The organism is Pseudoalteromonas sp. SG43-7 (genome assembly GCF_014164295.1).
Taxonomy (GTDB): domain Bacteria; phylum Pseudomonadota; class Gammaproteobacteria; order Enterobacterales; family Alteromonadaceae; genus Pseudoalteromonas; species Pseudoalteromonas rhizosphaerae.
In genome coordinates, this window is the sequence record NZ_JACJEY010000006.1 from 97,860 (window position 1) to 123,520 (window position 25,661).

Genomic DNA, 25,661 nt, shown 5'->3' on the forward strand with positions numbered 1-25,661 from the left:
TGATAAGTTCACCACCGAGAGCACTGAGGCGCTTCGCTGCACAGAGCTTAAATATTGGTTGTAGGAGATGGCTTCAGCCACGAAGGGTTTAACTCCAATGTAAGGGTTAACCACCGTAGGCGCTGAGCTTGCTGGCGCGTGTAACTTTTGGTCATTGCTTGCTAACTTGTCGCTTTCAAACTCGCTAACTGTTTAAAGAAACCTTATTCAATGTTTTTTGCCAGATTGCTGGCAGCAACCAAGGGGCGGCTGCCGCCGGTCGCCCCTTGGAACCCCTCGGCGCCCCGAGCATCACGCTTAATCCTTCAATGCGTAATTGATGTGAACGTAAACGCCGTGTATTCGCCGACTTTCACATCCATGTACGCCCCCAGTTCGGCCATCCGTGGCCTCTCGTTCAAAGCTACACTTTTCACCCATGGCGGAGTCACGGCTTATCGCGCATTGCCTACATAAATGTAGGTACTTAGGATTTGTCGGGAACAAAATCCTGCCGTGCGCGGTATTACTCATCAATTACTTATTTTCAGGGCGTGATGACGGGGGAAGGTAGGGTAAACGGTTTTAAATTAACCAATTTGGAGTTTATTTAATCAATTTTGCGATTTTATGCCGATTATTTGACGATCTATTTTGATCATGGTTTATAGTCGGTTTTGTGTCTAATTTACCATGATTGAAACCACTATTAGCCAGTCATTTATCTCTGCTTCTGATCCTCGAATAGATAGATGTAAACGTCATTCTTTAACAAATATCCTTACTATATCCATTTGTGCCATAATCTGTGGCTGCGATGATTTCAGTGCCATTGAAGAATATGGTAAATCCAAACTGACTTGGTTTGAAACATTTTTAGACCTCCCACATGGCATTCCCAGCCATGACACTTTTCAGGATGTTTTAAATAGGATAAAACCGACTGAATTCGCCGACGCCTTTACTTTATGTGTTACACAACTAGGCAATTTAAGTGATGACATTGTGGCCCTTGATGGCAAAGTGATGCGCGGTACTTTAGACAGGGCAAAAGGTAATCCAGCAATTCATTTGGTAAGCGCGTGGTCAGTTAAAAATAACCTGTGTTTTGGCCAAGTTAAGGTGTCTGACAAATCGAATGAAATCACCGCTATACCCGCATTAATAAAATTACTTGATATTGAAGGCGCGACAATCACAACGGATGCAATGGGCTGTCAACATGCGATTGGCGAGTTGATAACCGAAGAAAAAGCAAATTTTGTTTTTGCTCTAAAAGGTAATCAAGGCGAGTTTTACGATGATATAAAGCTATTCCTAGATATACATCTAAAAAATGACTTTACAGGTATTGAACATAGTGTATTTAAATCTGTCGACGGTGAACATGGTCGTATTGAACAACGAAAAACATGGTTAATCAGTGATATAGGTTGGTTAATCAAGCGGCATCCGCAATGGAAATCAGTTAATGCGATAGCCGTTGTTCATTCAACTCGCCAGTTAACAGGTAAAGAAGAGACGAATGAATGTCGTTACTACATTATAAGCCACAAAGATAAGGCTGCAAAATTTATAGCGAATGCAATTAGATGTCACTGGCATATAGAGAACAAACTTCATTGGCAGTTAGATGTCAGTTTCAACGAAGATTATAACCGCCTTCGCAGTGGTTATGCAGGAGAGAATTTAGCGTTAATGAATAAAATCGCACTAAACCTGTTAAAAAACGAACGAAGTGTAAAAGTTGGAGTTAAGAATAAACGTTTAAAGGCTGGTTGGGACAATGACTATATGATGAAAGTATTAAAAGTCGGGTTTAAATCTGTATGATTTAAACCCGTTTGCCCTGCGGGGGAAGGGTGTTAAACGTGAGATTTGAGTTTGTTCTTGGTAAGATGCAAGACCTGATCCCGCAGAGGGGGAAATAATATAATTTATTTGAAAAAATTCTCTATATCATTTAGCCAGCCAAAATCTGTTGGTAAATCAGGATCCATATATTTTTTAAATATAACAGATAATTGTGCTTTATTTTCTTCTTTATTAATTATCTCTACAAGTTGAGGTTTTCCTTCATGACCTTCTAAGTTTTTAGGTTTGAATACTCCTGAGCATTTACTTAAATTTGCATATTGAGCATTATTGTCAATTTTAAAGTGATCTAATAAAAGTATAAGCTGATTATCTCCAGACTTTTCTAATTTCACAGCCAAATCTAGGACGCTTTTTGCGGCAGCTTTTGCTTCTATGACGTCTTCGATTTCAGTGTTTGTTCCATCTGTATTTGCAACACTATTTAGCTTTGTTTTATTATTATCACGGTCAAATAAAATACGGTTAAATGCTAGTTTGTTGCCAAATCTACTAGGTTTGTATCCTTGGATAGTTATTAAATTCTTCGTGTCAGTGTCTATTAGGCACAAAACTTTACCTTTTATTTCATTTTGCTCTTGTGTGTCACTAAAGGGCACTGATAATAAATCAAATAGTTTCTTAATATTTCCACAGCCATTAAATGGAACGATATTTAGGTTGTTAACTCGATTTTTCAAGTATGCTTGCAGATAACTTGCATCATCACTTCCTTCGCATATCAGCCATTTTTCATCTGAGTTTTTTAAGATAGAAAGCATAGAACTCATGAAATCAAAATAGCTTTTCATCTCAATGTTTTGTGGGAAGTGTCTTCTCATATCAAATAAGCGCTGCAATGAATAGGTTCGAACGTCAGGAAGCTCCAATTTATTTTCTATGTGAATTAAGCTACCTTGAGTTGGTTTAACTAAAAGTCCGTACCAGTGAGTGGTTAGCATAATTTGGTGACCATACATTTCTGATAATTCAACTAGTCTAGAAAATTGTTTATATCTTTGAGCTGACTCTAATGAACTTTCAGGTTCGTCTATTGCAACTATTATATCTTTACTTTTTTCTACTCCAGATGACAGCAAGGTTGTGGCCACATCAATTAGAGCTAATCGTTGTTGACCAGAGCTCAAGCTAGATAATGACTTCCCGTCTTTAGACAGAGGTCTTATGTTGAAGTACTCTTGAATAACTAGCTTTAATATGTCACTAGACCAAATCTTTTTCTTTGAGCCTTTAGGGCGAAAGTTGTAACCTTCGCTCAATCTCTCATTTATATCATCAATATAGTCGGATAAATTGGTATTAATTAAATCCATTAAACTTTTCTTGTTATTTTGACCTGCATCGATATGGTTTTTTTCTAGTAAAACTTTAATCTCATCACTAACACTTTTGTCCATTAACCCCTGCATCTCAGAGGCTTGAAGAGATAAAACGTCAGTAATTTTATTCTCAATAGGTATGTAGACGTATGAATAAAGGTTAACAACCTCATGAAAAAGATCTTGAAAATATTGGCGCGACATCCCTAATACTTTTAGGTCTGCAAATTTTTGATGAAAAGTTGAAGTCAGAAGTACGTCATTTTTACTGTTTTTTCCAATAGCTATAAGTAAATGCTTATCTTGGGTAACCGTTTTTTTTAAGTTATTTCTCCAGTCTACAAAATCTTTTACATATGAGCCATGTGAAAACAATGAGCTGAAATCGTCATTCCAAAATTTATTTGATATTGTTGTTAATCTTTTATCGTGAGACAATTTTTCTTTTTCAATAAGAAAAACTGGACAAATCAAAGCTCTATCTTTTTTCTCGTTAACAGTTATTTCCCACTGTTTTCCATCGATAGCGTTTAATATGTTGTTTATTGCTTCTAATATAGTTGACTTTCCGGCGCCATTTCCACCCAGCATTACAGACATTTTTTCACTTAAGTCATTAGTGAGTGGTATGAAGTTTATGCCTTTGTAACATTTAATGTTTCTTATGAATATTCCAGCAATCATATAATTCCATTATAGCTTTGAATTTGTAACTGTATTTACAGTGTTATAACATACTCTAATGTTGACACCCAGTTCTATTTCTTTAGTTAAACCCAACACATATGAGCCTTAACTCTTCCAATAGGGACTTGTATTCTTTGCTATATGTGATGACGAATCTAAATCAAGAACAAATTCGTTTACTTAGTCTGTTTATGTGGCAGCTAAGTAGTTTACGGCAAGCACATATAGCGTGGGCGAAATGGAAATCTTGACTTCAGACTCTAAATTTATATTTACTGCTTATTGTTGTGGTAAAAATCACCCCCTACACATCTTTACCCCATCTCCCGCATGTTTAAGCGCTATGATCTGGCCTTGGCTGTTGTGGGCCATGGCGAGCATGTCGCCTTTCATTATATTGCTCTCTATAGCGTGTTTGGTTTTTAAGTTATTCAATAGCGAGTCTTTTATTTGAATGAGTACTTCGCTGTGGCAGCTGGCGATGTACCAGTCGTTATCCACTTTTACCAATTGCCCGTATTCAATGTAGCGTTGTTGGTGTAGGCGCAGGTCGGCGGCGAGTTTGTCATCGAGTTGTTGTTTTTGGCGGGTTATTTCACTTGAATAACTGCCCGCATTATCTACTTGGTGTACTTCTATAAAGTGGTAACTGCTTTGCTGTACGGCAAAGGTGTTGTTAAGTGTGTGTTGTTGTTCTGTGTTGTTATCTGTGGTGTTAAAAATGGTAAAGCCCAGTACTACTAGAGCACAGGCGAGGCCGGTCATTTGCAGGGGTAATAAAAATCGAGTCGGCTTTTTATTAGCTTTTTGATTCGGCATTTGCGTAAATAATGCCTGTTGTTCTGGCGTCAGTGTGTGGCGTTTTTTACGTTCACTAAAATGCTGTTCAAGTTGTTGCTCAAACTGTTCGTTATGCTTGTTCATGGTAGGCTCCTAATAATGTTTTTAAGTTTTGTTTTGCATAACGTAGCCGCGTTTTTACGGTTTCATGATTGCTTTGGGTGATCTGTTGTATGTCTTCAAGCGAAAAGCCTTCTTGCTGTAAGCTGAGCGCTTCGCGTTGTACAAAGCTCAGCTGCATTAAAGCGCGGTTAAAGGCTTCGTAATCAAAGCTTTGCTGAGTATTAGGTGCTGCAATTGCAGTATCGTCTGCTAATTCTACAAAACGCTGTTGTTTGCGAAACTCATCGATTAACGCATTACGGGCAAGGCGGAACAACCAGGCTTTCGGGTTGTCTTGCGGTTGATAATAATGGCGTTTTTCCATCACTTTTAACCACGTTTGTTGGCTGATATCAAAGGCGAGTTGCTCATTACTTTGCGTCACTAAATAATGATATAAGTCGTTACCGAACATGGTGACGAGCTTGGTTAAGTGGCGGGTGTCGCCACTTTTTGCGTAGTCAGCTAAGTGATCGTCACTTGGCTGACTAATAAACCATGATTTTAAGCTTGTAAGCATAGGCACCCTTATTTGTATGTATTCGCGCTACTGGGTTTGGTCTAACTTAAAATCAAGTTGTACACTTTGCCCCGTTTGCATTTGTGCTACGCCATCAATCACTTTTGGGCGGTATTTCCAGCGTTTTATTGCCCGTAGTGCTTCACGGTCGAAAATGCGTTTTGGTTCTGCGTTTGTTACTTGTGCATCTATTACTTCACCGGTTTGAGATACATTAAAGCTTAATTGTACCCAGCCTTCAATGCCTTCTCGTGCGGCAATGGGCGGGTATTTAGGATTTATACGTACTATGGGGGTCGCATCACCGGTTGGTCGCTGTAAGTTAGCTTTTATATCGCCACCTATTTTATCAATACTTATATCTGGCGTTATTGCGGTTGTTACTATATTAGTATCAGTACTTGGCGGTGTACGCGGCGGCACTTTAGGCGGCGTTTGCATTTTAGGTGGCGGCGGCAAGGTTTGCTTGTGCTGCACTTTAGAATCTTCTGGCGCTTGGAATATTTCTACAATGATGCCGTCATCAATAAAGCTTGGCGCGCGTTGCTCGCCACTAATTAAGTACTGCATAAATGCAAATGCCGCAAAGGTCATGGCTGCACCACCAACAATGGCCGCTGATGTTTTTAAAGCATGATTAGTGTGTGGTAAAGCTACTGTTTGCATAAGCAAATCCTCGATAAGTTAAGTGGTATTCATCACTAAAACGTGCGCTAGATTAAAAAGGGGTGAAATATTTTTAAAAAGTTTCGTGTTTGCTTATGGGCATTGGTTACAATGGCGGCCGTGAATTTTGGTTTTTATTTTATTAGGCAGTTATGCAACTTATTCAAATTGATAAAGCTCGTTATCGTAAGCATTTAAACCGCGTTATTATCGGCTGCGGCTTGGCGTTGGCTATTGGCAGTTTAGCAATCTCACAACTACTAATCGCGTTATTCCCTGATGAAAGTGGCAGTCATTTTCATTGGAATTTAATAGGTGTAGTTATTACTAGCCTAACAATTGGCTGGGCGCTGAATAAATACCGCACCCATGATTATATGACCGAAGTGGTGTATGTGTGGGATCTCAAACAAGCATTGAATAAAATCACCCGTAAAATGGCAAAATTAAAAGCGGCGGGGCGAGAGGGAAATCCTCAGGCATTGTTAGCAATTCATTATAGTTATGCGGGCTCGCGGTTATTATGGCAACTAGACGATAACACTATCACCATGGATGAATTAGCTATCAAGCAAGCTGAGCTTGATAATGTGGCGGCTAAGTTTAATGTGACGTTAAACGTTGATGATTATGATGATGTTATTTTGAAGCAATTTTAGTTGCCTTTTTGTTTCTAAAATGTGTAAAGTAGCGTTCGCTTTATAATAAAAAACTTAAAAGGAACTTTAATGACATTAAACAAGCTTTGCCTAGGTGCTTTGCTAACGATTTGTACTTTTTCATCTAATGCAAACGATGTTAATTTTTCAATCGGTGGCGGCTACCCTTACTTTGTTATACCAGAGGTATCATTATCAGCAGCACAAGGTACACAGCGCTGGTATGCTAACTATAAAATAGGCTTAGATGATGGTTTTTCTGTCGGGTTTGAACATGCGCTAACGAGCGATAAAAAGCATGCTTTAGGCTTAGTTGTTGGCGCCATTGGTGCACAAGATGATGGTCGTGAGTGTTCGGATACTGATGATAAAGACATTGGTGAGACATTTGGTAATATTTTTGGCTGTGCACTATCAGGTATGTTTGATACAGAAACGACTAACGGTGTAGGCGTGAGTTATAGTTACCTTTTTAGTGGTTTAAATGAAGGCGGTTGGCGCGTTCGTTTTGAATTAGGCTACGGTGAAGGCAGCAACAGTAATGAAAAACGCGCTGATGGTGGCGTGAGTATTAGTTACGAATTTTAATAATTGCATTAGCTTATATAGGCTTTAGTGATAAATTAAAGCCTACCTCTACCTTGTAATACATAGTGAGTCATCTGATGTAACTGGTTATTTAATTCCTCTTACTAGCACCGCAAATTCCAACCCTGCTTGGTAAATACTACCTGAAAATAGACAACCCACTTGATGGTCGAGCCAGACTTATACCTCTATGCAGCTGTGATTAGTTAGCTGTAAAATCACATTTCATTCAGTTAAATGTAAACGCAGTGGGTGGTGTTTACGTATCACGATGATCAATGCTTAATGATGTTAGATAGGAATCATATGAATAAAATTAACCACAGAAAACTATTAAACAGTAAATGGACGGCCGTTTCACCCGTCAATAAAGAAAAGCATTTTATGATTACCGATATGGAGTTTGATGAAGAGGGCGTTGTTATCAGCTGTGTTATTGAAGCGGTGATGTCAAAGCGTTCGATGGAAATAAATTGGCATGATTTAAAAGATCAACAGCGCTGGTTACAAGGTTGGAAGTAACCTTGGTATGCAGGTTTTAATTTTATTGGTATCTTATGAATGCATGTTGATGCTAGTGGATGAAATTTAATCATGAAAAAAATACTGATCGTTTGTTTAGGTAATATTTGCCGCTCACCGACTGCGGAGGCGGTGTTAAAGGCTAAAGCATTACAGCGTGGATCACAGTTTGAAATTGACTCAGCAGGTACCGCAGGCTACCACATTGGTAATCCTCCAGATAAACGCTCGCAAGCGGCGGCACTTAAACGTGGCTATAGCTTTGAGGGGATACGTTCACGACAAGTTAACGCTCATGACTTTGAGTACTTTGATTTGATCCTCGCTGCAGATAAAGCCAATTTAGCTGATCTAACTGCACTTTGTCCGGCGCATTTGCAGTATAAGCTGTCGTTATTTTTAGCTTATGGAACCTGCGTTGATGAGATCCCCGACCCTTATTATGGTGGCGAAAATGGTTTTGAACAGGTACTTGATTTAATCGAGGATGCCAGTGACAAAATACTAGATACCTTACAAAAATAGCCCAGTCATGCTGGGCTTAAAACGTGTTTATAAACAGTATTACAAACACTGATGTTATTAGTAATTACGTGTATTTACCTGCCAATTTTAAAGTCTAGCTGCACTTGAGCTTTTGCAACCACTGTTTTTCCGTCTTCAAACTTAGGGGCATAACGCCACTTTTCCATTGCTTTAATAGCTTCTTGTTCAAATGCTTCACCACCTTCAGATTTAATGATGGTGATATTTTTTACAAAGCCAGCGGTGTTAACGTCAAACTCCATTTGCACTGAACCATCTTGCCTAAACCTTGCTTTACTATCTGGGTAGTTAGGTTCTTGACGATAAAGTGGGGTTTGTTGCTGGTTTTCTTGCCACGGCACCATTTTAGCTATAGCTAAACAATGTTTGGTCGCTTCGTCACTTTTACCTGTTTTTTCATAAAGGTGAACTAATTTAGAGTGAGCGCTAAGCTCTGTTTCATGATCGAAGCTAAGCGCATCATCAAATACACTTACAACTCGATTTAAACGCTCAATCGCTTTAGAATATTGTCTTTTACCTTCTGCAAAAGCGGCAACTAAAAAGTCAGCTTTGATCCGCTCTACTGAGTTCTCAGGTAAGTTTTGGCTGTAAAACTCGTCTGCCTCAAGTAGGTAACGTTTGGCTTGGTTGTATTTCTTCCCTTGAAAGCCATACGCTAATCCTTGTGCAGCAGCCAGTTTCATATCTGCTACTAATTTTGGGACTTTTTGGACTGCAGCGATTTCAATAACTTGTTTGTATAGGGCGTCGGCTCTATTTACCGAATCAGTATTGGTTGCCATACCAAGCAATGCATCGATGAGTTCAATGCTACTTGTTGGATGATTAGCCGCTAAAATAGTGTAAGCCTGCTCAAACAAGGTAAAACGTTTTTGTTTGTTTTCTGCAGGGTATTGATGAAGCTCATTAGCATAGTTTATGGCTAAATTTGCAGTGTTATCTGATTTATCTCCATAGATTTGCTTACCTAGCAAATAGGCTTGTTCAGCTTTATCTTCTGCGCCTTTGCCTTGTTGCTGTGCATTAAGGTATTGCTGGTAAACTATTTTAAATTGACTATGTATAGATTCATCGGCGTGACTATAACCAGAATAGGTGATGGCAAGACAAAGTAGTAAAGAGGATGCTTTCATAATGTTCCTTATTATTATGTTTAATTAAATTCTACCAAATAGGTACAACTATGTCATTGATTTAGAGTATCGGGTAAGAATTTTGTTTTTGGTGGGGTGGAATTGTCGATTTAGCGCAGGGCAATGCTTGAATTGCGAGTAACTGCCTCAATATAGTTATTACTCATTGCGGTGTTGTATTATTTTCAATGCAGTTTATTTTTGTGATATTATCACGTTTGCATTATCGCATTACTTTTTAATTTTGGATTTGTCGTGGCGCAAGTAAGAGCTAGAGTCCAGCTAAATGTTGGCAAAAACAGTGATATACCCGCAGAAATCGTGTCATTTAGCGATTTAAAAGATGGCCAAGAGCATGTTGCTTTGGTGTTTAATCGTGCTGATAGCGAGCAGTCTGTGCCGCTTATTCGTATGCATTCTGAATGTTTAACCGGTGATGTATTTCATTCATCACGGTGTGATTGTGGTGAACAACTCAACGAATGTATTGAAATGATGCATCAACAAGGTGGTATTTTACTTTATTTACGCCAAGAAGGGCGTGGTATTGGTTTATACAATAAAATTGACGCCTATGTATTGCAATCACAAGGTATGAATACCTATGAAGCAAATAATCATTTGGGCTTTGCTGATGACTTACGTGACTTTTCTGACGCGGTATTAATGCTAGAAGCGATGGGGTTGGCTCACGTAAAGCTGATGACCAATAATCCTAAAAAGCTTAATGCCTTGAAAGATGCAGGTATTGAAGTTGAATCAGTGGTTGGCACGCATGCACACATTAAAGCTGGTTTAGCGGGCAATAAAGCATACCTAGAGACGAAAATTAAGCATGGTGCGCATATGTTAGATATAAAGAAGATTAAAAAACCGTAATTTTAAGCTGTCGTCTATGTAATCCCATCCAACGCCGAGTTATACTCGGCGTGTTTTGTTGTTAATTTAAGAGCAAGTATGTCAATTGAATTACGAGTATTTAAGGCCGATGCAGGGCTGAAATGGTTTAAAGCAGGCTGGCTTATTTTTAAAACTCAGCCTTTTACCTTTATTTTTATGCACTTATTTATAGGTATTATTGGTTTACTATCGCTATTTTTACCTTTTTTACAAATTATAGCAGCCATTGCCACGCCATTTTTAACTGCGGGGTTTTATCAAGCGGTGATCACCAAACAGCAAGGCGGCAAAATTATGTTGGCCGATATCCTAAAACCGTTTACCGCCAAAGGTAATCGCATGGGGCTGCTTCGTTTAGCGCTTTATCAAATGGCGGCCGGTGTATTGATGGCTTTGTTAGCTGCTGGCTTATTTGCTGAAGCTGTTGAGATTATGAGTAATCCGAATGTCGATCCTAACATTGCCTTGCAGCAAGTAATTGATAGCATCTCGATGGCAAATTTGGCGCTGTTTTTAATTGCGTTATCGGTGTATTTAACGGCTTTTTCTTATGCAGTGCCGTTGGTTTATTTTAATCAACAAAAACGTATTTTTGAGGTGCTAAAAAGCTCACTTATGGTGTTTTACCACAACATGGCACCATTGAGTGTATATGGGGCAATTACTGCAGGCTTGATGATGCTTTCAATGTTTTTATCATTCTTGCCGCTGTTGGTTTTAATGCCAATTTGCTACATTAGCTTTTTTGTTTCTTATCAAGCTATTTTTATGCCGATCGTACCGCCTGCAGAGGCAGAGCCTGTTGCGCCGCAGCATAATGATCAAAGCGGTCGTTTTGACGCATAATGGCTGAAGAAATGGATGAAGCATTACAAAAGAAGTTAAAAAATTATGTACTTTGGTTACTCGGGCGCCAAGAATATTCGCGTCGAGAGTTAACCCAAAAATTACAGCAAAAAGAGGCGACGCCTGAATTTATCGAAGCTTTATTAGATTGGTGTGAAGAGCACAATTTTATAAATGAGCAGCGTTATGTTGAAGGTTTTGTACGTCGCCACATTGCTAAAAAACATGGCTTAAAACGTATTCAAAGCGAAGCCATGGGCAAAAGGATTGACCGAGCACTGTTAGAAAGTGTGATTGAATCATTCGAAATTGATTGGTTTGGGTTAGCGCAGGATGCGTATTTAAAGAAGTATTCAAATTCACAGGACGACTTCGATCACAAAGAAAAAGCTAAGCGCGTGCGCTACTTAATGTATCGAGGGTTCAGTTACGAACAAATAGATTTTGCAATGCAAGCACAGTAAAAATGGGTGAGACGTTCACATGCAGCACATGACTACCGCACAGATCAGGCAACAGTTTTTAGATTTTTTTGCCTCTAAACAACACCAAATTGTTCCATCAAGCTCGCTTATTCCGGGTAACGATGCGACGTTATTATTTAATAACGCCGGCATGGTGCAATTTAAAGATGTATTTTTAGGCGCCGAAAGCCGCCCTTATAACCGCGCAACTAGCTCACAACGTTGTGTGCGTGCCGGTGGTAAGCATAACGATTTAGAAAATGTAGGCTACACAGCACGCCACCATACATTTTTCGAAATGTTAGGTAACTTCAGCTTTGGTGATTACTTTAAGCAAGACGCGATTAAGTTTGCGTGGGAGTTTTTGACTGACGTTGTAAAACTGCCGAAAGAAAAACTGCTCGTTACTATCTACCATGATGATGAAGAAGCATTTGGTTATTGGGCTAACGAAATTGGTTTGCCTGAAGATCGCATTATTCGTATTGCTACTTCAGATAATTTCTGGTCAATGGGTGATACTGGCCCGTGTGGTCCATGTTCTGAAATTTTTTATGATCATGGCGAACAGATTTGGGGCGGACCTCCTGGCTCACCTGAAGAAGATGGCGACCGTTTCATTGAAATTTGGAATCTGGTATTTATGCAGTATAACCGTCAAAGTGACGGTACGATGGAGCCGCTTCCTAAGCAGTCTGTTGATACAGGTATGGGTCTTGAGCGCATTGCTGCAATTTTACAAGGCGTGCATTCAAACTACGAAATCGATTTATTCCAAGGCTTGATTAAAGCTGCTGCAGAAGTTACCAATGCACAAGATATGGATGATAAATCACTGCGCGTAGTGGCGGATCATATTCGTTCATGTGCGTTTTTAATTTCTGATGGTGTTATGCCATCAAACGAAGGCCGTGGTTATGTACTGCGTCGTATCATTCGTCGTGCAGTTCGCCATGGTAACAAGCTTGGTGCACAAGGTTCGTTCTTCTATAAGTTAGTTGCTGCGCTAATCGAACAAATGGGTCAAGCGTATCCAGAGCTTGCAAAACAGCAAGAAATCATCGAAAAAGTACTGCGCATTGAAGAAGAGCAGTTTGGCAAAACTCTTGAGCGTGGTTTAGCTATTTTAGAAGAAAGCCTGACTGATTTAACTGGCGATGTGATCCCAGGTGAATTGGTATTCAAATTATATGACACCTATGGTTTCCCTGCCGATTTAACCGCAGATGTAGCGCGTGAGCGCTTTATGACAATTGATGAGCAAGGCTTCCAAGAGTGCATGGCTGTACAGCGTAAAACTGCACAACAAGCTGGTAAATTTGGTGCTGACTATAACCAGCAATTAAAGTCTGACAAACACACTGACTTTAAAGGCTATGACGCAACGCACTATAGTGGCACTGTGATTGAAATGTTCGCGCAAGGTGAAGCTGTATCAGTACTTGAAGATGGCCAACAAGGCATTGTGGTACTAGATCGCACACCGTTTTACGCTGAATCTGGTGGCCAAGTTGGCGACACCGGCACATTAACGGTAGCTGGCGGTGAGTTTACAGTAACTAATACTACTAAACTTGGTAATGCATTCGCGCATCACGGAACAGTGATGGGGCGTATTGGTGTGAATGATAAAGTTGACGCTAACATTGATGATAAGCGCCGTGATCGTGTTAAAAAGAATCATACAGCGACGCATATTTTACATGAAGCACTACGTCAGTTATTGGGCGATCATGTGTCGCAAAAAGGTTCGCTCGTAGACCCTGAACGTTTACGTTTTGACTTCTCGCATTTTGAAGCAGTCACGAAAGCTGAACTACGTGAAATTGAGCGAGTTGTGAATGACGAGATCCGTCGTAACTTTGCACTAAATACTGAGCTGATGGCAATCGATGCCGCCAAAGAAAAAGGCGCAATGGCGTTATTTGGTGAGAAGTACGATGATGAAGTTCGCGTAGTGACTATTGGTGATTACTCTATAGAACTGTGTGGTGGTACTCACGTAAATCGTGCTGGTGATATCGGTTTATTCAAAATAGTTTCTGAGAGCGGTATTGCTGCCGGTGTGCGCCGTATTGAAGCGGTAACAGGTGCTGATGCAATTGCTTATGTCAGTGAGCAAGAGCAACACCTAAACGACGTAGCGGCTCTTGTTAAAGGCGACAGCGCATCAGTACTTGAAAAAGTAACTGCCTTGCTTGAAAAGTCGAAAGGGCTTGAAAAACAAATAGCACAGCTAAGCGACAAGCTAGCCAGTGCTGCGGGTGCATCATTAATTGATTCAATTGTTGAAATTAACGGTGTTAAATTACTTGTGGCAAACGTTGAAGGCACTGAATCAAAAGCCTTACGCGGCATGGTTGATGACCTTAAAAACAAGATTGGCTCAGGTGTTATTGCACTTGGTGTTGCTGATGGCGACAAAGTAAGCTTAATTGCTGGTGTGACTAAAGACTTAACTGGCAAAGTGAAAGCCGGTGAGCTGGTAAATCACATGGCATCACAAGTTGGTGGTAAAGGCGGCGGTCGTCCTGATATGGCGCAAGCTGGTGGCTCTGAGCCGCAAAACTTAACTGCAGCACTTGATAGCGTAACCGCTTGGTTAACTGAGCGTACTTAATAGCTCAGTACGTAAAGTTGATTTAACACTTTAGGAGGCTCAATTGAGTCTCTTAAGGTGTTTACTCTAAATCTGCTTTAACAGCTAAGCCACGTCCTAAATTTATAGCTAAAACGGCATACCTTACTAAATACACACTACCGCATTTTTTATTGCCACTGGATTTACCTTAATTACGAAAAAACTCGGAACTATCCCCATAAACTCTCCACAGCGATGATAAAACTAATTTTTATTGAAACTTTTTCTCGATAACTGCGTCCAAATAGTTAAGATTAATCATAACTTTGAAAAAATAGGCTATGCTTATATCGACTACCGTTATAGTGCACAGAAAAGATTTTAGTAACTACTTGAAGTATTAAATGACAGCCACCATTATATTAACAGTAAAGAAATTTCTGTTGGTTGCTCAGTTACTAAAGTCGCCATTGAGGCAGTGACTATGAAATCATATCCTAGTGTAGTAAGTTTGTTTTTATAGATTAACGTAAACACGTATCAAGATCTGATATTAAAATATTAGTTTGAATAGATGAAACATACTTAGAATTGGCAATAGGCGCATTATAAAGAGTTTTTTTAACAGAAAATGAATCGATTTAGAGTTTTTACTTACTATTAAGGCTTATTTTCTTTAATATACAGACGCGGAATCTTTTAATTTATTGGAATACGGGAGCAAGAGAATGCTAATACTAACTCGTCGAGTAGGTGAAACCCTAATGATTGGTGACGAAGTAACTGTCACTGTACTAGGTGTTAAAGGAAATCAAGTACGTATTGGTGTTAATGCACCTAAAGACGTTTCGGTACACCGTGAAGAAATTTACATGCGTATTCAAGCTGAAAAGTCTAACCCGAATCCGGGCAATGCTTAATCAATTTAATTGATATGAAAGAGCCACTATTTAGTGGCTCTTTTTTTTATGTATTCAATAATCTCATCACTCAGTACGCTGTTTGAAACGTACTGCATGCCGCGACGACTTTTTAAAATAATACCGCGAACAGTAAAAATTACTTCATCAATATCTTGCCATGCTAGCTGATAGCTTTTATGTGGGTTTTCGCTTTTAAAACCGCTTTCATCAATAGTTAACGTTGCCTCAGAGCCTGATGCTCGACTAAGCATTTGCCGCGTTACCCACCAAGGCCTGCGATAATAAAAAGCAACACATTCAAGTACTGCGGCCATGATCAAGAAATTTCCTAAATAGTGTTTTTCTAACCAATAAATAGCTGTAAGTCCTAAACTAACCAATAATACTAAAAAAACATATTTCGGCTTTGCTTGTGCGCTGTAAGGCAGAGACTCATCAAAACATTCGTAAAAGTAGGGTTTATCTAATGTATAAGTGGTGCTAAATGACATGATTAATAAATTCAGGATTACTGTGCGGTTATTTTAGCAAGCTTAGTCGCAAAAAGCCGTTCTTTTAACTGTTCATTTGTTTGTTACTATGAGAGCTTAAGATCTATTTGCGTGATAGGGGATGGTGATGTTTAGTTTAATTGGTTTGACTTGGGCGCTGTCCAGTAATGCGTTTTTGGTGATGGGGGATATGCCATATACTCCAATTGATGAAATGAATTTAGCGCCAATAGGAGCTTTGGGTAAAAAAATAAAAACGACTGAGCATGCTTTTTTGATCCATGTTGGCGATATGAAATCCGGTTCTGAGCCTTGCACCAATGAGTTGCTTGAGAAGCATAAACAGTTACTTACCTCTTTAACTACGCAGCCATTTATTTACACCCCCGGTGACAATGAATGGACTGATTGCGACCGCAAAAATTTAACTCCTCGTTATGATGAATTAGAGCGCTTGGTATTTTTAAAAACCTTGATGTTTGATGATAAATACCTTGAAAAAGCCAATACCTTAGTTGATTTTCAGCAACAGCCTAGCATGCACGAAAATGCGCGTTGGCGGTTCGCTGATGTAGAGTTTATAACGCTGCATATTGCAGGCACCCACAATGGCCGTCGAGAGGTGCTAAAAAGTGATAAACAACTTGCTTATCAACAAGCTGATACAAGAGACGGCAACAACCTTAACTGGTTAGCGCAAGCAAACTCAGCAGCCAAAGGTTATGTGATTGCTTTTCAGGCGGATATTTACACCCATCAAACAGCACAACCAGCATGCAGTAAAACTCAGCCAGAACAGTGTGATGGTTTTAAAGTGTATCGCGATGCTTTGGCGGAATTTGTAAACACAGTAAAAAAGCCGGTATTAGTGATCCACGGTGATACAGGCCCTTATTGTCAGCAACCATTATCACAAAATTTAACGCGACTTAATGTACCCGGTGATTTTATGTTTAGTGACATTGCCAAAGTAAGTCTGGTGCAACAAGATACAGATGTAACTTGGCAGATCAGTAGCTTAAAAAGTGGTAAATCACTTAAGCGGATCTGCCGTTAATGTTCGGCTAAGCCGGCATCGGTCATCAGGTTTTCAAGTTCGTCTTGCAGCTCAAAAAGCTCAGGCTCAATATAACTTAAATCACAATCGCCTTTTAACGCGGTTTCCAGTGCTTCAGCGAGTGCCTTGAGCTTGGGTACGCCAGTGTAACAACAAGCACCGTGAAATTTATGAATAATACTTAGCACATGTTCGCAATCTTGGCTGGCGGTTGCTTCTTCAAGTAGTCGCAGGGTTTCTGGCACACTGAGTAACAACATATTAAGCATTTCAAGCGCCAGTTCGTTTTTACCGCCGGCACGTTGCAGTGCTAATGGCCAATCCAGTGAAGAGCTTACAAAAGGAGGCTCAATAGCAACTAGCTCATTGCGGCTTTTGTCTCGTCGCAGCGGTGATTGTGGACTATGATCACTGATAATTTGTTTCAGCATATCTTCATCAATAGGTTTAGTTAAATACCCTTTAAAGCCATCGGTAATAAGTTGCTCTTTCTCGCCTGCTAAGGCGTGTGCTGTGACTGCAATAATAGGGGTATCTTCGTTTAAGGATGATTCTAGGATCAGTTTACAGGCGGTAATACCGTCCATAATTGGCATTTGAATATCCATAAAAATAATGTCGTATTTATGGCTTTTGCTCAAACTATAGGCTTGTGAGCCATTATGAGCGGTATCGATAGTTTCAATTTGCTCTTCTAATAAAGTACAAAGTAACTTTAAATTGGCATCATTATCATCAACGACTAATACTTTTAGCGGTAATAACTTTTCGTCATTTTCTTCAATATTGTGTACGGGATGATCGAGTCGATAAGGTGCTGCAAGCACTTCACAGAGCTTGCGGTGGTTCAGCGGTTTACTTAAACACGCATCTGCACCACAGCCAATATATGCTTCGCGCATATTATGCGATACCGAATTAAGCATTAAATACAGGTAGTCAGTCGATTCACGGACTGCTTTGATATAGCTTTTTAAGCGTTGCATTTCGTCAACTGCGGCAACATGACCAATAATACAAATATCGTAATTAAACTCTTTGTTTAACTCTTGTAAAAAGGTTTCTTGGTCAAAGCACGCAGTAACCCTTGTTTGCCACTCGGTGAGTAAAGAGAGCACCGCATTATGGGTATGTTCATGCGGTTCTAGGTATAAAATACGTTTATTTGCAAGAGATCTACTTGGTAAGTCGCTGTTATAAATATGGCTTGGAAGCCTAAATACACCATTAAAAGTAAAGCAGGTGCCGTTACCAGGTGCTGAGTTTAAGGTAATGCGGCCACCCATGGTTTCAACTATGTGCTTGGTAATAATTAAGCCAAGGCCTGTGCCACCAAATTTACGGGTAATGCTTGAATCAGCTTGGCCAAAAGGAGTGAACAAGGCATCTTGTTTATCCATTGGAATGCCAACGCCTGTATCGGTTACCGACACTAATACTGAGGTCCGTTCTTCATCAAGTAAACGATGGCCAACATCAATTTTAATTGAGCCTTTTTCAGTAAACTTAATTGCATTACTAATCAAGTTGATCAGAATTTGTTTAAAGCGGGTCGGATCACCAGTAATGTTATCAGGCACCAGTGAGTTGATATAAATCGATAGCTCTAATTGTTTTTCATGCGCACTGGGGGCCAGTAGCGTAAGTACTTCGTTTATTGTGTCACGTAGTTGAAATTGAATGGACTCAAGTTCCATGGCGCCTGCTTCAAGCTTCGAAAAATCTAAAATATCGCTGATGATAGTCATTAAACTATTGGCTGAGAGTTCGATGGTATCGAGGTAATCTTTTTGATGTTTATTAAGCGGTGTTTTATGTAATTGACGAGTAAAGCCAATTACACCATTGAGTGGTGTGCGCAGTTCGTGACTCATTTTCGCTAAAAAGTCCGATTTTACGCGGTTGGCGTCTTGGGCATCGGTTTTAGCAATACTGAGCTGAATATTTTGTGTTTCGTATAATTCTAACGACTCGCGCAAGTCACTGGTCGCCTGATCGATGTGCTTTTGCATTTCATCTTTTTGCATCACCATAGTATCAGAAATGGTGTTTAGCCCTTGGCGTAATAATTCAAACTCGCCCATCATCGGAGCGGTTAGGCCGGTTTCTCTTTTCCCTTCGATTAATTTGTCGGTAGCCAGTACTAACTTATTTAATGGGGTCATAAACATATGGCTAAGCCTGATGGCTAAAATAGCCGCCAACACTAAGGCTAAAATAATGACAATACCGCTGACTAGTAATGCCTGTTGCTGACCAATAATCGCTTGGTCTTTGTTGAGCTGAATAACCACAGTGCCAAGGGATGTTTGAAACGTTGCATTATTCCACTGTGCGTCTGGCGTTGAGTGGTTGATGATCGGCGTAAAAAATGTAATTAAGTGGTCGCTGGGCACTACTTTGGTGTTTTTTCCTGCTTGCAAGTACTCACTGTGCAGTAGATCATCAAAGTCACGGTGATAGTTACTGGTTAATACCAGTTCATTATGCTCGTCAAAAATGGCGATGGTTTTAATTGCTGGAGAGTGTTTATTATGCGCATGGCTGATCAAACGGTTTAGTAGCTGTTTATTTTTTGCTAATAATGGCTGTTCAATGGCAATCGACAGGGGCTCGGAGATAGTCGCACCTTGCTGATATAAAATTTCATCAAGCTCAATGTAACGATTTATTGTAAAATAGCCGCCAAGTAGTAATCCGATAATCACTGTGGGAATAAGTGTTAGCGTTAAAACTGAGTCGCGCAAACCAAGTTTAGTCATAAGTGAACGTTGTTATCATTATTAGTTAGTTAAAGAGTATATACTTATAAGCTAGTAATCAATCACCCTCGTAGAATCAATATTTAAGGTGTTGCCCGATGGCGCAGTTTTTCCAAGCAAAAAAGAAAACCCTTTCTGGGCAGTCGTTAACTTTAGCCATTTCAGGAATGGATCATCAAGGTCGGGGGATTGCCAAGCATAATAATAAAGTGTGCTTTGTTAGCGGTGCACTGACAGGTGAAACGGTTAAGGCCAAACTAACCGAAGATAAAGCTCGTTATAGCGCGGCTAAAACGATAAAAGTTGAGCAGGCCAGTGAGGCACGGGTTAAACCGTTTTGCGAACATTATCAACAATGTGGTGGTTGCCAATTACAGCATTTGCGACTTGATCAACAATTAGTTGAAAAGCAAGTGGCGGTGAGCCAGCTGTTTTCAAAGTTTGCCAAGCTTGATGCAATGAACTGGCAAGCGCCGTTATTGAGCGAGCCGACGCACTACCGTCGCAGTGCGCGGTTAGCGGTGATGTTTGATAAAACCGCAAAAAAAATGCGGGTTGGTTATCGCGCGCAAGGTTCTAAACAAATTGTCAGTGTGCAGCAGTGTGCAGTACTGAGTGACGATTTTGCCGCAATTTTTACTGTTTTTGATCAGTTATTAAACCAATATGGCGAACTTCGCAGTGTTAGCCATATACAATTATGCCAAGCAGATGAGCAAAATTTTGTGGTGATCCGCCACACTAAAAGCATCAGTGATAAGCTAAAAGCAACTGTTGAGCAGCAGGGGCTTGACCATCAGTGGCAAATAATATGGCAAGGAGATACTCAGCAAATTAATCACAGCCATTTACCTATGCCGTTTTATAGCTTACCTGAAATTGGACTAAAATTTACGTTTGGGCTGGAAAACTTTATTCAAGTCAATGCGCAGGTAAATCAAGCTATGCTTTCTCAAGCGGTTGACTGGCTGAATTTAAAAGGGGACGAACAGGTACTAGACCTATTTTGTGGGATTGGTAACTTCGCTTTAGCGCTGGCAAACAACGCAAAAAGTGTAATTGGTGTTGAAGGAGTGGCTTCTGCGGTTGCAATGGCGGCGCAAAATGCGCAAACTAACCATATAGCCAATGCTCATTTTCATTGTTTTGATTTAACACAAACAATGCAGCAAGCTCCGTGGTTTAGTAAAGAGTTGAATGTATTAGTACTGGACCCTTCACGTACCGGTGCCTTAGCTATTTTAGAGCAACTGCCTCTGAAGCAATTTAAAACGATTTTATATGTATCTTGCGACCCTGTTACTTTAGCCCGTGACAGCGCAATTATTACGCAAGCTGCATTTTCACTTGAAAAAATAGGGCTAATGAATATGTTTCCACACACGGGGCATATCGAAACGATGGCGTTATTTCAACGGAGGTAGAGCGCATTATGGTAGCTACTCGGCAATCACACCAACACGACAAACCGGGTGATTTTAGCACACGACTTGGTTTACTTAACTTAACGCAAGAAAAGCGCGAACTATTAAGTAAAGCGAATACCCTTTGCGCTGAACTGCATAATCATCAGCAACAAAATATTGCCATGGAAATGGTCGAAATTTTGGTGGAAATGAATCTCGATGCAGACACCCTCGCTACCGCATATATTACGCCGAGTTTTTTGGCTAATCTAATCGACATCGATACAGTAAGCGATGTGATGGGGAGCCATGTGGCAACTCTGCTAACGGGTGTTGCACAAATGGCTACTATTAGCACTTTGGCTCATCAAGGTACTGGCACCGTTCAAGTTGATAATATACGCCGTATGTTATTGGCGATGGTTGAAGATGTGCGCGCTGTGGTTATTAAACTTGCTGAGCAGGTATGTCATTTACGAGAGGTTAAAAACGCCAACGAAGAAGAGCGGGTGATTGCTGCAAAAGAAACCGCTGATATCTTTGCGCCACTTGCTAACCGGTTAGGGATTGGGCAATTAAAGTGGGAGCTGGAAGATCTATCGTTTCGCTATTTGCACCCTGATGTGTATAAAAATATTGCCAAGCAATTGGATGATAAGCGCCTAGGTCGCGAAGCTTATATGGTAGATATGGTTGAGCAAGTTAAAACTAAACTGGCTCAAGCAGGTATTAAAGGCGAGGTATATGGTCGGCCAAAACATATCTACAGTATTTACAAAAAAATGGCGCAAAAGAATTACGAGTTTGACCAGTTATTCGATATTCGCGCCATGCGTATTGTGGTGGATGAATTGCAAGATTGTTACGGTGCGCTGGGGATCGTACACACCAATTGGCGCCATCTAAATAAAGAATTTGATGATTATATTGCCACCCCTAAACAAAATGGTTATCAATCTATTCATACCGTAGTATTTGGCCCAGAAGGCAAAACGGTTGAAATCCAAATTCGTACCCACGCGATGCACCAAGATGCTGAGCTCGGAGTCGCTGCGCACTGGATGTATAAAGAAGGGGCGTTACCTGGGCGTGGTTCTGGGTATGAGCAAAAAATTAGCTGGTTGCGTAAATTATTGCAATGGCAAGAAGAGGTGGTTGATGGCAGCGATTTAGCCGAAGAGCTAAAAAATCAAGTGGTCGAAGATCGGGTGTATATTTTCACCCCTCGAGGCGATATTTTTGATTTACCGCTGGGCGCAACACCATTGGATTTTGCTTATTATATTCACTCAAATGTCGGTCATCGTTGTATTGGTGCAAAAGTATTTGGCAAAATTGTGCCTTTTACCCATCAATTACACACTGGCGATCAGGTTGAAATTTTAACCCAAAAACAACCTAATCCTAGCCGCGATTGGTTAAATCCATCACTGGGATATATTAAATCATCCCGCGCGAGAGCGAAAATACACCACTGGTTTAAACAACTCGATCGCGATAAAAATCTCAGTGCTGGTAAAGAAATTCTAGATAATGAATTGCAAAAGCTCGATCTGACCTACAAAAACTTAGAGCCGGCTATTACTCGCTATAACTTTAAAGAGTTAGATGACTTAATGGTTGCGATTGGCGCCGGTGATGTGCGTTTAAATCAGTTGCTGAATTTTATCACGGATCGCTCTGATGACGAGCCCGTCATCCGCTTTAAGAACCCGACTAAAATCAGCGGTGATAAAAATGGTATCGTGGTTGATGGGGTTGGTAGTTTAATGAGCCATGTGGCTAAATGTTGCCGCCCAGTTCCTGGTGAGTCAATAATCGGTTATATCACGCAAGGGCGTGGCATAGGTGTGCATAGGACTGATTGTGATTCTTTTAATAATCTAAGAACACAACATCCTGAGCGTGTTATTGCGGTTAGTTGGTCAGACGAAATTAACGGCTCTTATGCCCTGTGTATTAAAATTGAAGCAAGTGACAGAGCTGGGCTTATACGTGATATTAGTTCGGTACTGGCCAATGAAAAAGTTAATGTGCTGAATATGAATATGGAAACCGTGGACGACCGCCAATTAGCGTTGTTTACCATGCAAGTGGAAGTACATGATTTATCAAGTACCAATCGATTACTATCAAAATTAGATCAAATCGAAGGCGTGCATGAAGCAAAACGTAGTCACTAGGAATGTAAATGAACCAGACAACTAATACCTCAACGAATACATTAACTGAGTTATTAGCCATTATGGCTAAATTACGTGACCCAGCAACAGGCTGCCCGTGGGATTTAAAGCAAGACTTTACATCCATCGTACCGCATACCTTAGAAGAAGCATACGAGGTAGCCGATTGCATTGAAAAAGGTGATTTCGGTGAGCTTAAAAATGAACTGGGTGATTTACTCTTTCAAGTGATTTTTTATGCGCAATTGGCACAAGAGCAAGGGTTATTTGATTTTAATGATGTAATGGCTGGGCTAAATAATAAGTTAGTGCGTCGCCATCCACATGTATTTGCCGATCAGCAAGGGCTGACTGAACAACAACTCAGTGAGCAGTGGCAAACCATAAAAGCACAGGAGCGGGCAGCAAAAGCTGAACCGCAGAGCAACACATTATGGCAAGATATACCTGCAAATCTGCCTAGTTTGAGTAAAGCCAAAAAAATTCAGCAGCGGGTTGCAGGATTAGGCTTTGATTGGCCTAGTTATCATGGTGCATTAGATAAAGTGGCTGAAGAAGTTGATGAAGTAAAAGAAGCGTTAGCCGTTGATCCATTTTCAGCACACAGCGCAGAAGAAATCGGCGATTTATTGTTTGCTACAGTTAATGTAGCACGGCATATTAAACGTGACCCAGAGCAATTATTACGTAGCGCCAACGATAAGTTTTCAGCGCGATTTGAAAAAGTACAAGCCTATTTATGTGAGCGTGGGCAATCGCTTGATACTGCAACCCTTGCTGAAATGGATGCCGCATGGGGTGCGATAAAAAAGCAGCAGTAAATAATGCGAAACGCTGAGTGCGTTTTTTGTGCAGAGAATTACTAACTTTCGCTGGATTGATGGCAGTGCCTTTGCTATAATTTCGCCCCGTCTTGATTCTATATTTTTCCTTTTAATTCCTGATATTCTAGGGTTCGCATGAGTACAAAATTTATCTTCGTTACCGGCGGGGTTGTTTCCTCGTTGGGTAAAGGTATTGCAGCAGCATCGTTGGCAGCTATTTTAGAGGCCCGTGGTTTAAATGTTACCATTTTAAAGCTGGATCCTTATATCAACGTTGACCCAGGCACAATGAGCCCAATTCAACATGGTGAAGTATTTGTCACCGAAGACGGCGCTGAAACCGATCTTGATTTAGGTCACTATGAACGTTTCATCCGTACCAAAATGACAAGCCGTAACAACTTCACACAAGGTCGTGTATATGAAGATGTGCTGCGTCGTGAGCGTCGTGGTGAGTACCTTGGTGCAACAATTCAGGTTATTCCACATATTACCAACGATATTAAGCAACGTGTTTATGACGGTGCTGAAGGCCATGATGTGGCACTCGTTGAAATTGGTGGAACGGTTGGTGATATTGAGTCACAACCATTCTTAGAAGCAATTCGTCAGCTTGGCACAGAGATTGGCCGTGAGCGCGCATTGTTTATTCACTTAACGTTAGTGCCATTCTTAGGCCCTGCGGGTGAAGTGAAAACCAAACCAACACAGCATTCTGTTAAAGAGTTACGCTCGATTGGTATTCAACCAGATATTCTTATCTGCCGTTCAGATCGTAAATTACCAAATAACGAACGTGCAAAGATTGCTCTTTTTACTAACGTTGAAGAAAAAGCGGTTATTTCATTACCTGATGTAGACAGCATTTATAAAATTCCTGCGCTATTAAAATCGCAAGAGCTTGATAACTTTGTATGTCGTCGCTTCCATCTTGATTGCCCTGAAGCTGATTTAGTTGAGTGGGAACAAGTGTTATACCAAGAGTCAAACCCAACGGGTGAAGTGACTATCGGTATGGTTGGTAAATACATTGAACTACCTGATGCCTATAAATCTGTAAACGAAGCACTTAAACATGCAGGTCTTAAAAATCGTTTAACAGTAAACATTCAATATGTTGATTCACAAGATGTTGAAAGTAAAGGTACTGAGTTATTAGCTAACCTTGATGCTATTTTAGTTCCTGGTGGTTTTGGTGGTCGCGGTGTTGAAGGTAAAATTTTAGCGGCAAAATATGCCCGTGAAAATAAAGTACCTTACCTTGGTATCTGTTTAGGTATGCAAGTTGCGCTAATTGAGTATGCACGTAATGTTGCAGGCTTATTAGATGCAAACTCAACCGAGTTTAATGCTAACTCGTCAAGCCCTGTGGTTGGTTTGATCACAGAATGGTTAGATGCTGAAGGCAACATTGAAACACGTAGCGAAAAATCTGATTTAGGTGGCACTATGCGTTTAGGCGCACAAAAATGTCATTTAACACCAGGCTCAAAAGTACGTGAAGTATATGGTAGTGATGAGATTGTTGAACGTCATCGTCATCGTTACGAAGTAAACAATAATTTTGTTGAACAGCTTGAAAAAGCTGGCTTGAGTTTCACTGGTTTATCGGAAGATAAGAAGCTAGTTGAAATCATCGAGAATAAAGATCACCCGTGGTTTATTGCGGCTCAATTCCACCCGGAATTCACCTCAACACCGCGTGATGGTCATCCGCTATTTGAAGGGTTTGTTGCCGCTGCGCATATTCATCAAAAAGCGTCATCGTAATATGAATAAGCCGTG

22 protein-coding genes are annotated in these 25,661 nt (G+C 40.4%); 15 read left to right on the forward strand and 7 right to left on the reverse strand.

Annotation, left to right across the window (positions count from 1 at the left end; genetic code table 11):
- Positions 1–672: 672 nt before the first annotated feature.
- Positions 673–1,812, forward strand: a complete 1,140-nt coding sequence (locus H5200_RS04190; RefSeq protein ID WP_182718018.1) for an ISAs1 family transposase — start codon at positions 673–675, stop codon at positions 1,810–1,812.
- 104 nt (positions 1,813–1,916) lie between these two features.
- Here H5200_RS04190 and H5200_RS04195 read toward each other — a convergent pair whose 3' ends face one another.
- From H5200_RS04195 to H5200_RS04210, 4 genes are all read right to left on the reverse strand, one after another.
- Positions 1,917–3,857, reverse strand: a complete 1,941-nt coding sequence (locus H5200_RS04195) for an AAA family ATPase (protein WP_182718019.1) — start codon at positions 3,855–3,857, stop codon at positions 1,917–1,919.
- 300 nt (positions 3,858–4,157) lie between these two features.
- The gene (locus tag H5200_RS04200; protein ID WP_182718020.1) at positions 4,158–4,784 is read right to left on the reverse strand and encodes a hypothetical protein; all 627 of its coding nucleotides are present in this window, start codon (positions 4,782–4,784) and stop codon (positions 4,158–4,160) included.
- Positions 4,771–5,322: an RNA polymerase sigma factor gene (locus tag H5200_RS04205; RefSeq protein ID WP_182718021.1), complete on the reverse strand. Its 552-nt coding sequence runs from the start codon at positions 5,320–5,322 to the stop codon at positions 4,771–4,773. Before H5200_RS04205 ends, H5200_RS04200 begins: the two co-directional genes overlap by 14 nt.
- A gap of 27 nt (positions 5,323–5,349) precedes the next feature.
- On the reverse strand, positions 5,350–5,988 hold the full coding sequence (locus H5200_RS04210; RefSeq protein ID WP_182718022.1) for an energy transducer TonB: 639 nt from the start codon (positions 5,986–5,988) through the stop codon (positions 5,350–5,352).
- Positions 5,989–6,140: 152 nt separating this feature from the next.
- Between H5200_RS04210 and H5200_RS04215 the strand changes: the two genes are divergently transcribed.
- The 4 genes from H5200_RS04215 to H5200_RS04230 all read left to right on the forward strand — a co-directional run bounded on the left by H5200_RS04215 (position 6,141) and on the right by H5200_RS04230 (position 8,282).
- Positions 6,141–6,647 (forward strand): DUF3087 domain-containing protein, encoded by a 507-nt coding sequence (locus H5200_RS04215; RefSeq protein ID WP_182718023.1) that lies wholly within the window; start codon positions 6,141–6,143, stop codon positions 6,645–6,647.
- A 69-nt stretch (positions 6,648–6,716) separates the two neighbouring features.
- Complete coding sequence (locus tag H5200_RS04220) at positions 6,717–7,235, forward strand: hypothetical protein (RefSeq protein WP_182718024.1); 519 nt, start codon at positions 6,717–6,719, stop codon at positions 7,233–7,235.
- A 306-nt stretch (positions 7,236–7,541) separates the two neighbouring features.
- Positions 7,542–7,757, forward strand: coding sequence for a TIGR02450 family Trp-rich protein (locus tag H5200_RS04225; RefSeq protein WP_149981694.1), 216 nt, complete (start codon positions 7,542–7,544; stop codon positions 7,755–7,757).
- 72 nt (positions 7,758–7,829) lie between these two features.
- Positions 7,830–8,282, forward strand: coding sequence for a low molecular weight protein-tyrosine-phosphatase (locus H5200_RS04230; protein ID WP_145240896.1), 453 nt, complete (start codon positions 7,830–7,832; stop codon positions 8,280–8,282).
- Positions 8,283–8,356: 74 nt separating this feature from the next.
- Here the strand turns inward: H5200_RS04230 and H5200_RS04235 are convergent, their stop codons facing one another.
- On the reverse strand, positions 8,357–9,439 hold the full coding sequence (locus tag H5200_RS04235; RefSeq protein ID WP_182718025.1) for an energy transducer TonB: 1,083 nt from the start codon (positions 9,437–9,439) through the stop codon (positions 8,357–8,359).
- 255 nt (positions 9,440–9,694) lie between these two features.
- Here H5200_RS04235 and ribA point away from each other — a divergent pair, with 255 nt between their 5' ends.
- The 5 genes from ribA (at position 9,695) to csrA (ending at position 15,150) form a co-directional block, all read left to right on the forward strand.
- The gene (gene ribA / locus H5200_RS04240; RefSeq protein WP_145240900.1) at positions 9,695–10,318 is read left to right on the forward strand and encodes a GTP cyclohydrolase II; all 624 of its coding nucleotides are present in this window, start codon (positions 9,695–9,697) and stop codon (positions 10,316–10,318) included.
- 78 nt (positions 10,319–10,396) lie between these two features.
- A complete protein-coding gene (locus H5200_RS04245; protein WP_149981689.1) occupies positions 10,397–11,185 on the forward strand; it encodes a BPSS1780 family membrane protein in 789 nt (262 codons plus the stop codon).
- 11 nt (positions 11,186–11,196) lie between these two features.
- On the forward strand, positions 11,197–11,649 hold the full coding sequence (locus tag H5200_RS04250) for a regulatory protein RecX (protein WP_182718042.1): 453 nt from the start codon (positions 11,197–11,199) through the stop codon (positions 11,647–11,649).
- A 19-nt stretch (positions 11,650–11,668) separates the two neighbouring features.
- Positions 11,669–14,269, forward strand: a complete 2,601-nt coding sequence (alaS, locus tag H5200_RS04255) for an alanine--tRNA ligase (RefSeq protein ID WP_145240904.1) — start codon at positions 11,669–11,671, stop codon at positions 14,267–14,269.
- A gap of 689 nt (positions 14,270–14,958) precedes the next feature.
- Positions 14,959–15,150 (forward strand): carbon storage regulator CsrA, encoded by a 192-nt coding sequence (gene csrA, locus H5200_RS04260; protein ID WP_004587515.1) that lies wholly within the window; start codon positions 14,959–14,961, stop codon positions 15,148–15,150.
- Between the two features lie 26 nt (positions 15,151–15,176).
- Here csrA and H5200_RS04265 read toward each other — a convergent pair whose 3' ends face one another.
- Entirely contained in the window at positions 15,177–15,644 is a 468-nt protein-coding gene (locus H5200_RS04265; protein WP_145240906.1) for a YcxB family protein, read from the reverse strand.
- A 127-nt stretch (positions 15,645–15,771) separates the two neighbouring features.
- Between H5200_RS04265 and H5200_RS04270 the strand changes: the two genes are divergently transcribed.
- On the forward strand, positions 15,772–16,701 hold the full coding sequence (locus H5200_RS04270) for a hypothetical protein (protein ID WP_182718026.1): 930 nt from the start codon (positions 15,772–15,774) through the stop codon (positions 16,699–16,701).
- Here the strand turns inward: H5200_RS04270 and barA are convergent.
- Positions 16,698–19,463 carry a two-component sensor histidine kinase BarA gene (gene barA, locus H5200_RS04275; protein ID WP_149981683.1) on the reverse strand — a complete coding sequence of 922 codons (2,766 nt, stop codon included), beginning with the start codon at positions 19,461–19,463 and terminating at the stop codon, positions 16,698–16,700. The two genes, H5200_RS04270 and barA, sit on opposite strands and share 4 nt — an antisense overlap.
- A 98-nt stretch (positions 19,464–19,561) precedes the next feature.
- Here barA and rlmD point away from each other — a divergent pair, with 98 nt between their 5' ends.
- The 4 genes from rlmD to H5200_RS04295 all read left to right on the forward strand — a co-directional run bounded on the left by rlmD (position 19,562) and on the right by H5200_RS04295 (position 25,646).
- Positions 19,562–20,887, forward strand: a complete 1,326-nt coding sequence (gene rlmD, locus H5200_RS04280) for a 23S rRNA (uracil(1939)-C(5))-methyltransferase RlmD (RefSeq protein ID WP_182761002.1) — start codon at positions 19,562–19,564, stop codon at positions 20,885–20,887.
- An 8-nt stretch (positions 20,888–20,895) separates the two neighbouring features.
- Positions 20,896–23,052, forward strand: coding sequence for a GTP diphosphokinase (gene relA, locus H5200_RS04285; RefSeq protein WP_145240914.1), 2,157 nt, complete (start codon positions 20,896–20,898; stop codon positions 23,050–23,052).
- An 8-nt stretch (positions 23,053–23,060) separates the two neighbouring features.
- Positions 23,061–23,873: a nucleoside triphosphate pyrophosphohydrolase gene (gene mazG / locus H5200_RS04290; RefSeq protein WP_182761003.1), complete on the forward strand. Its 813-nt coding sequence runs from the start codon at positions 23,061–23,063 to the stop codon at positions 23,871–23,873.
- A gap of 138 nt (positions 23,874–24,011) precedes the next feature.
- Positions 24,012–25,646 carry a CTP synthase gene (locus tag H5200_RS04295; RefSeq protein WP_145240916.1) on the forward strand — a complete coding sequence of 545 codons (1,635 nt, stop codon included), beginning with the start codon at positions 24,012–24,014 and terminating at the stop codon, positions 25,644–25,646.
- Positions 25,647–25,661: the final 15 nt, after the last annotated feature.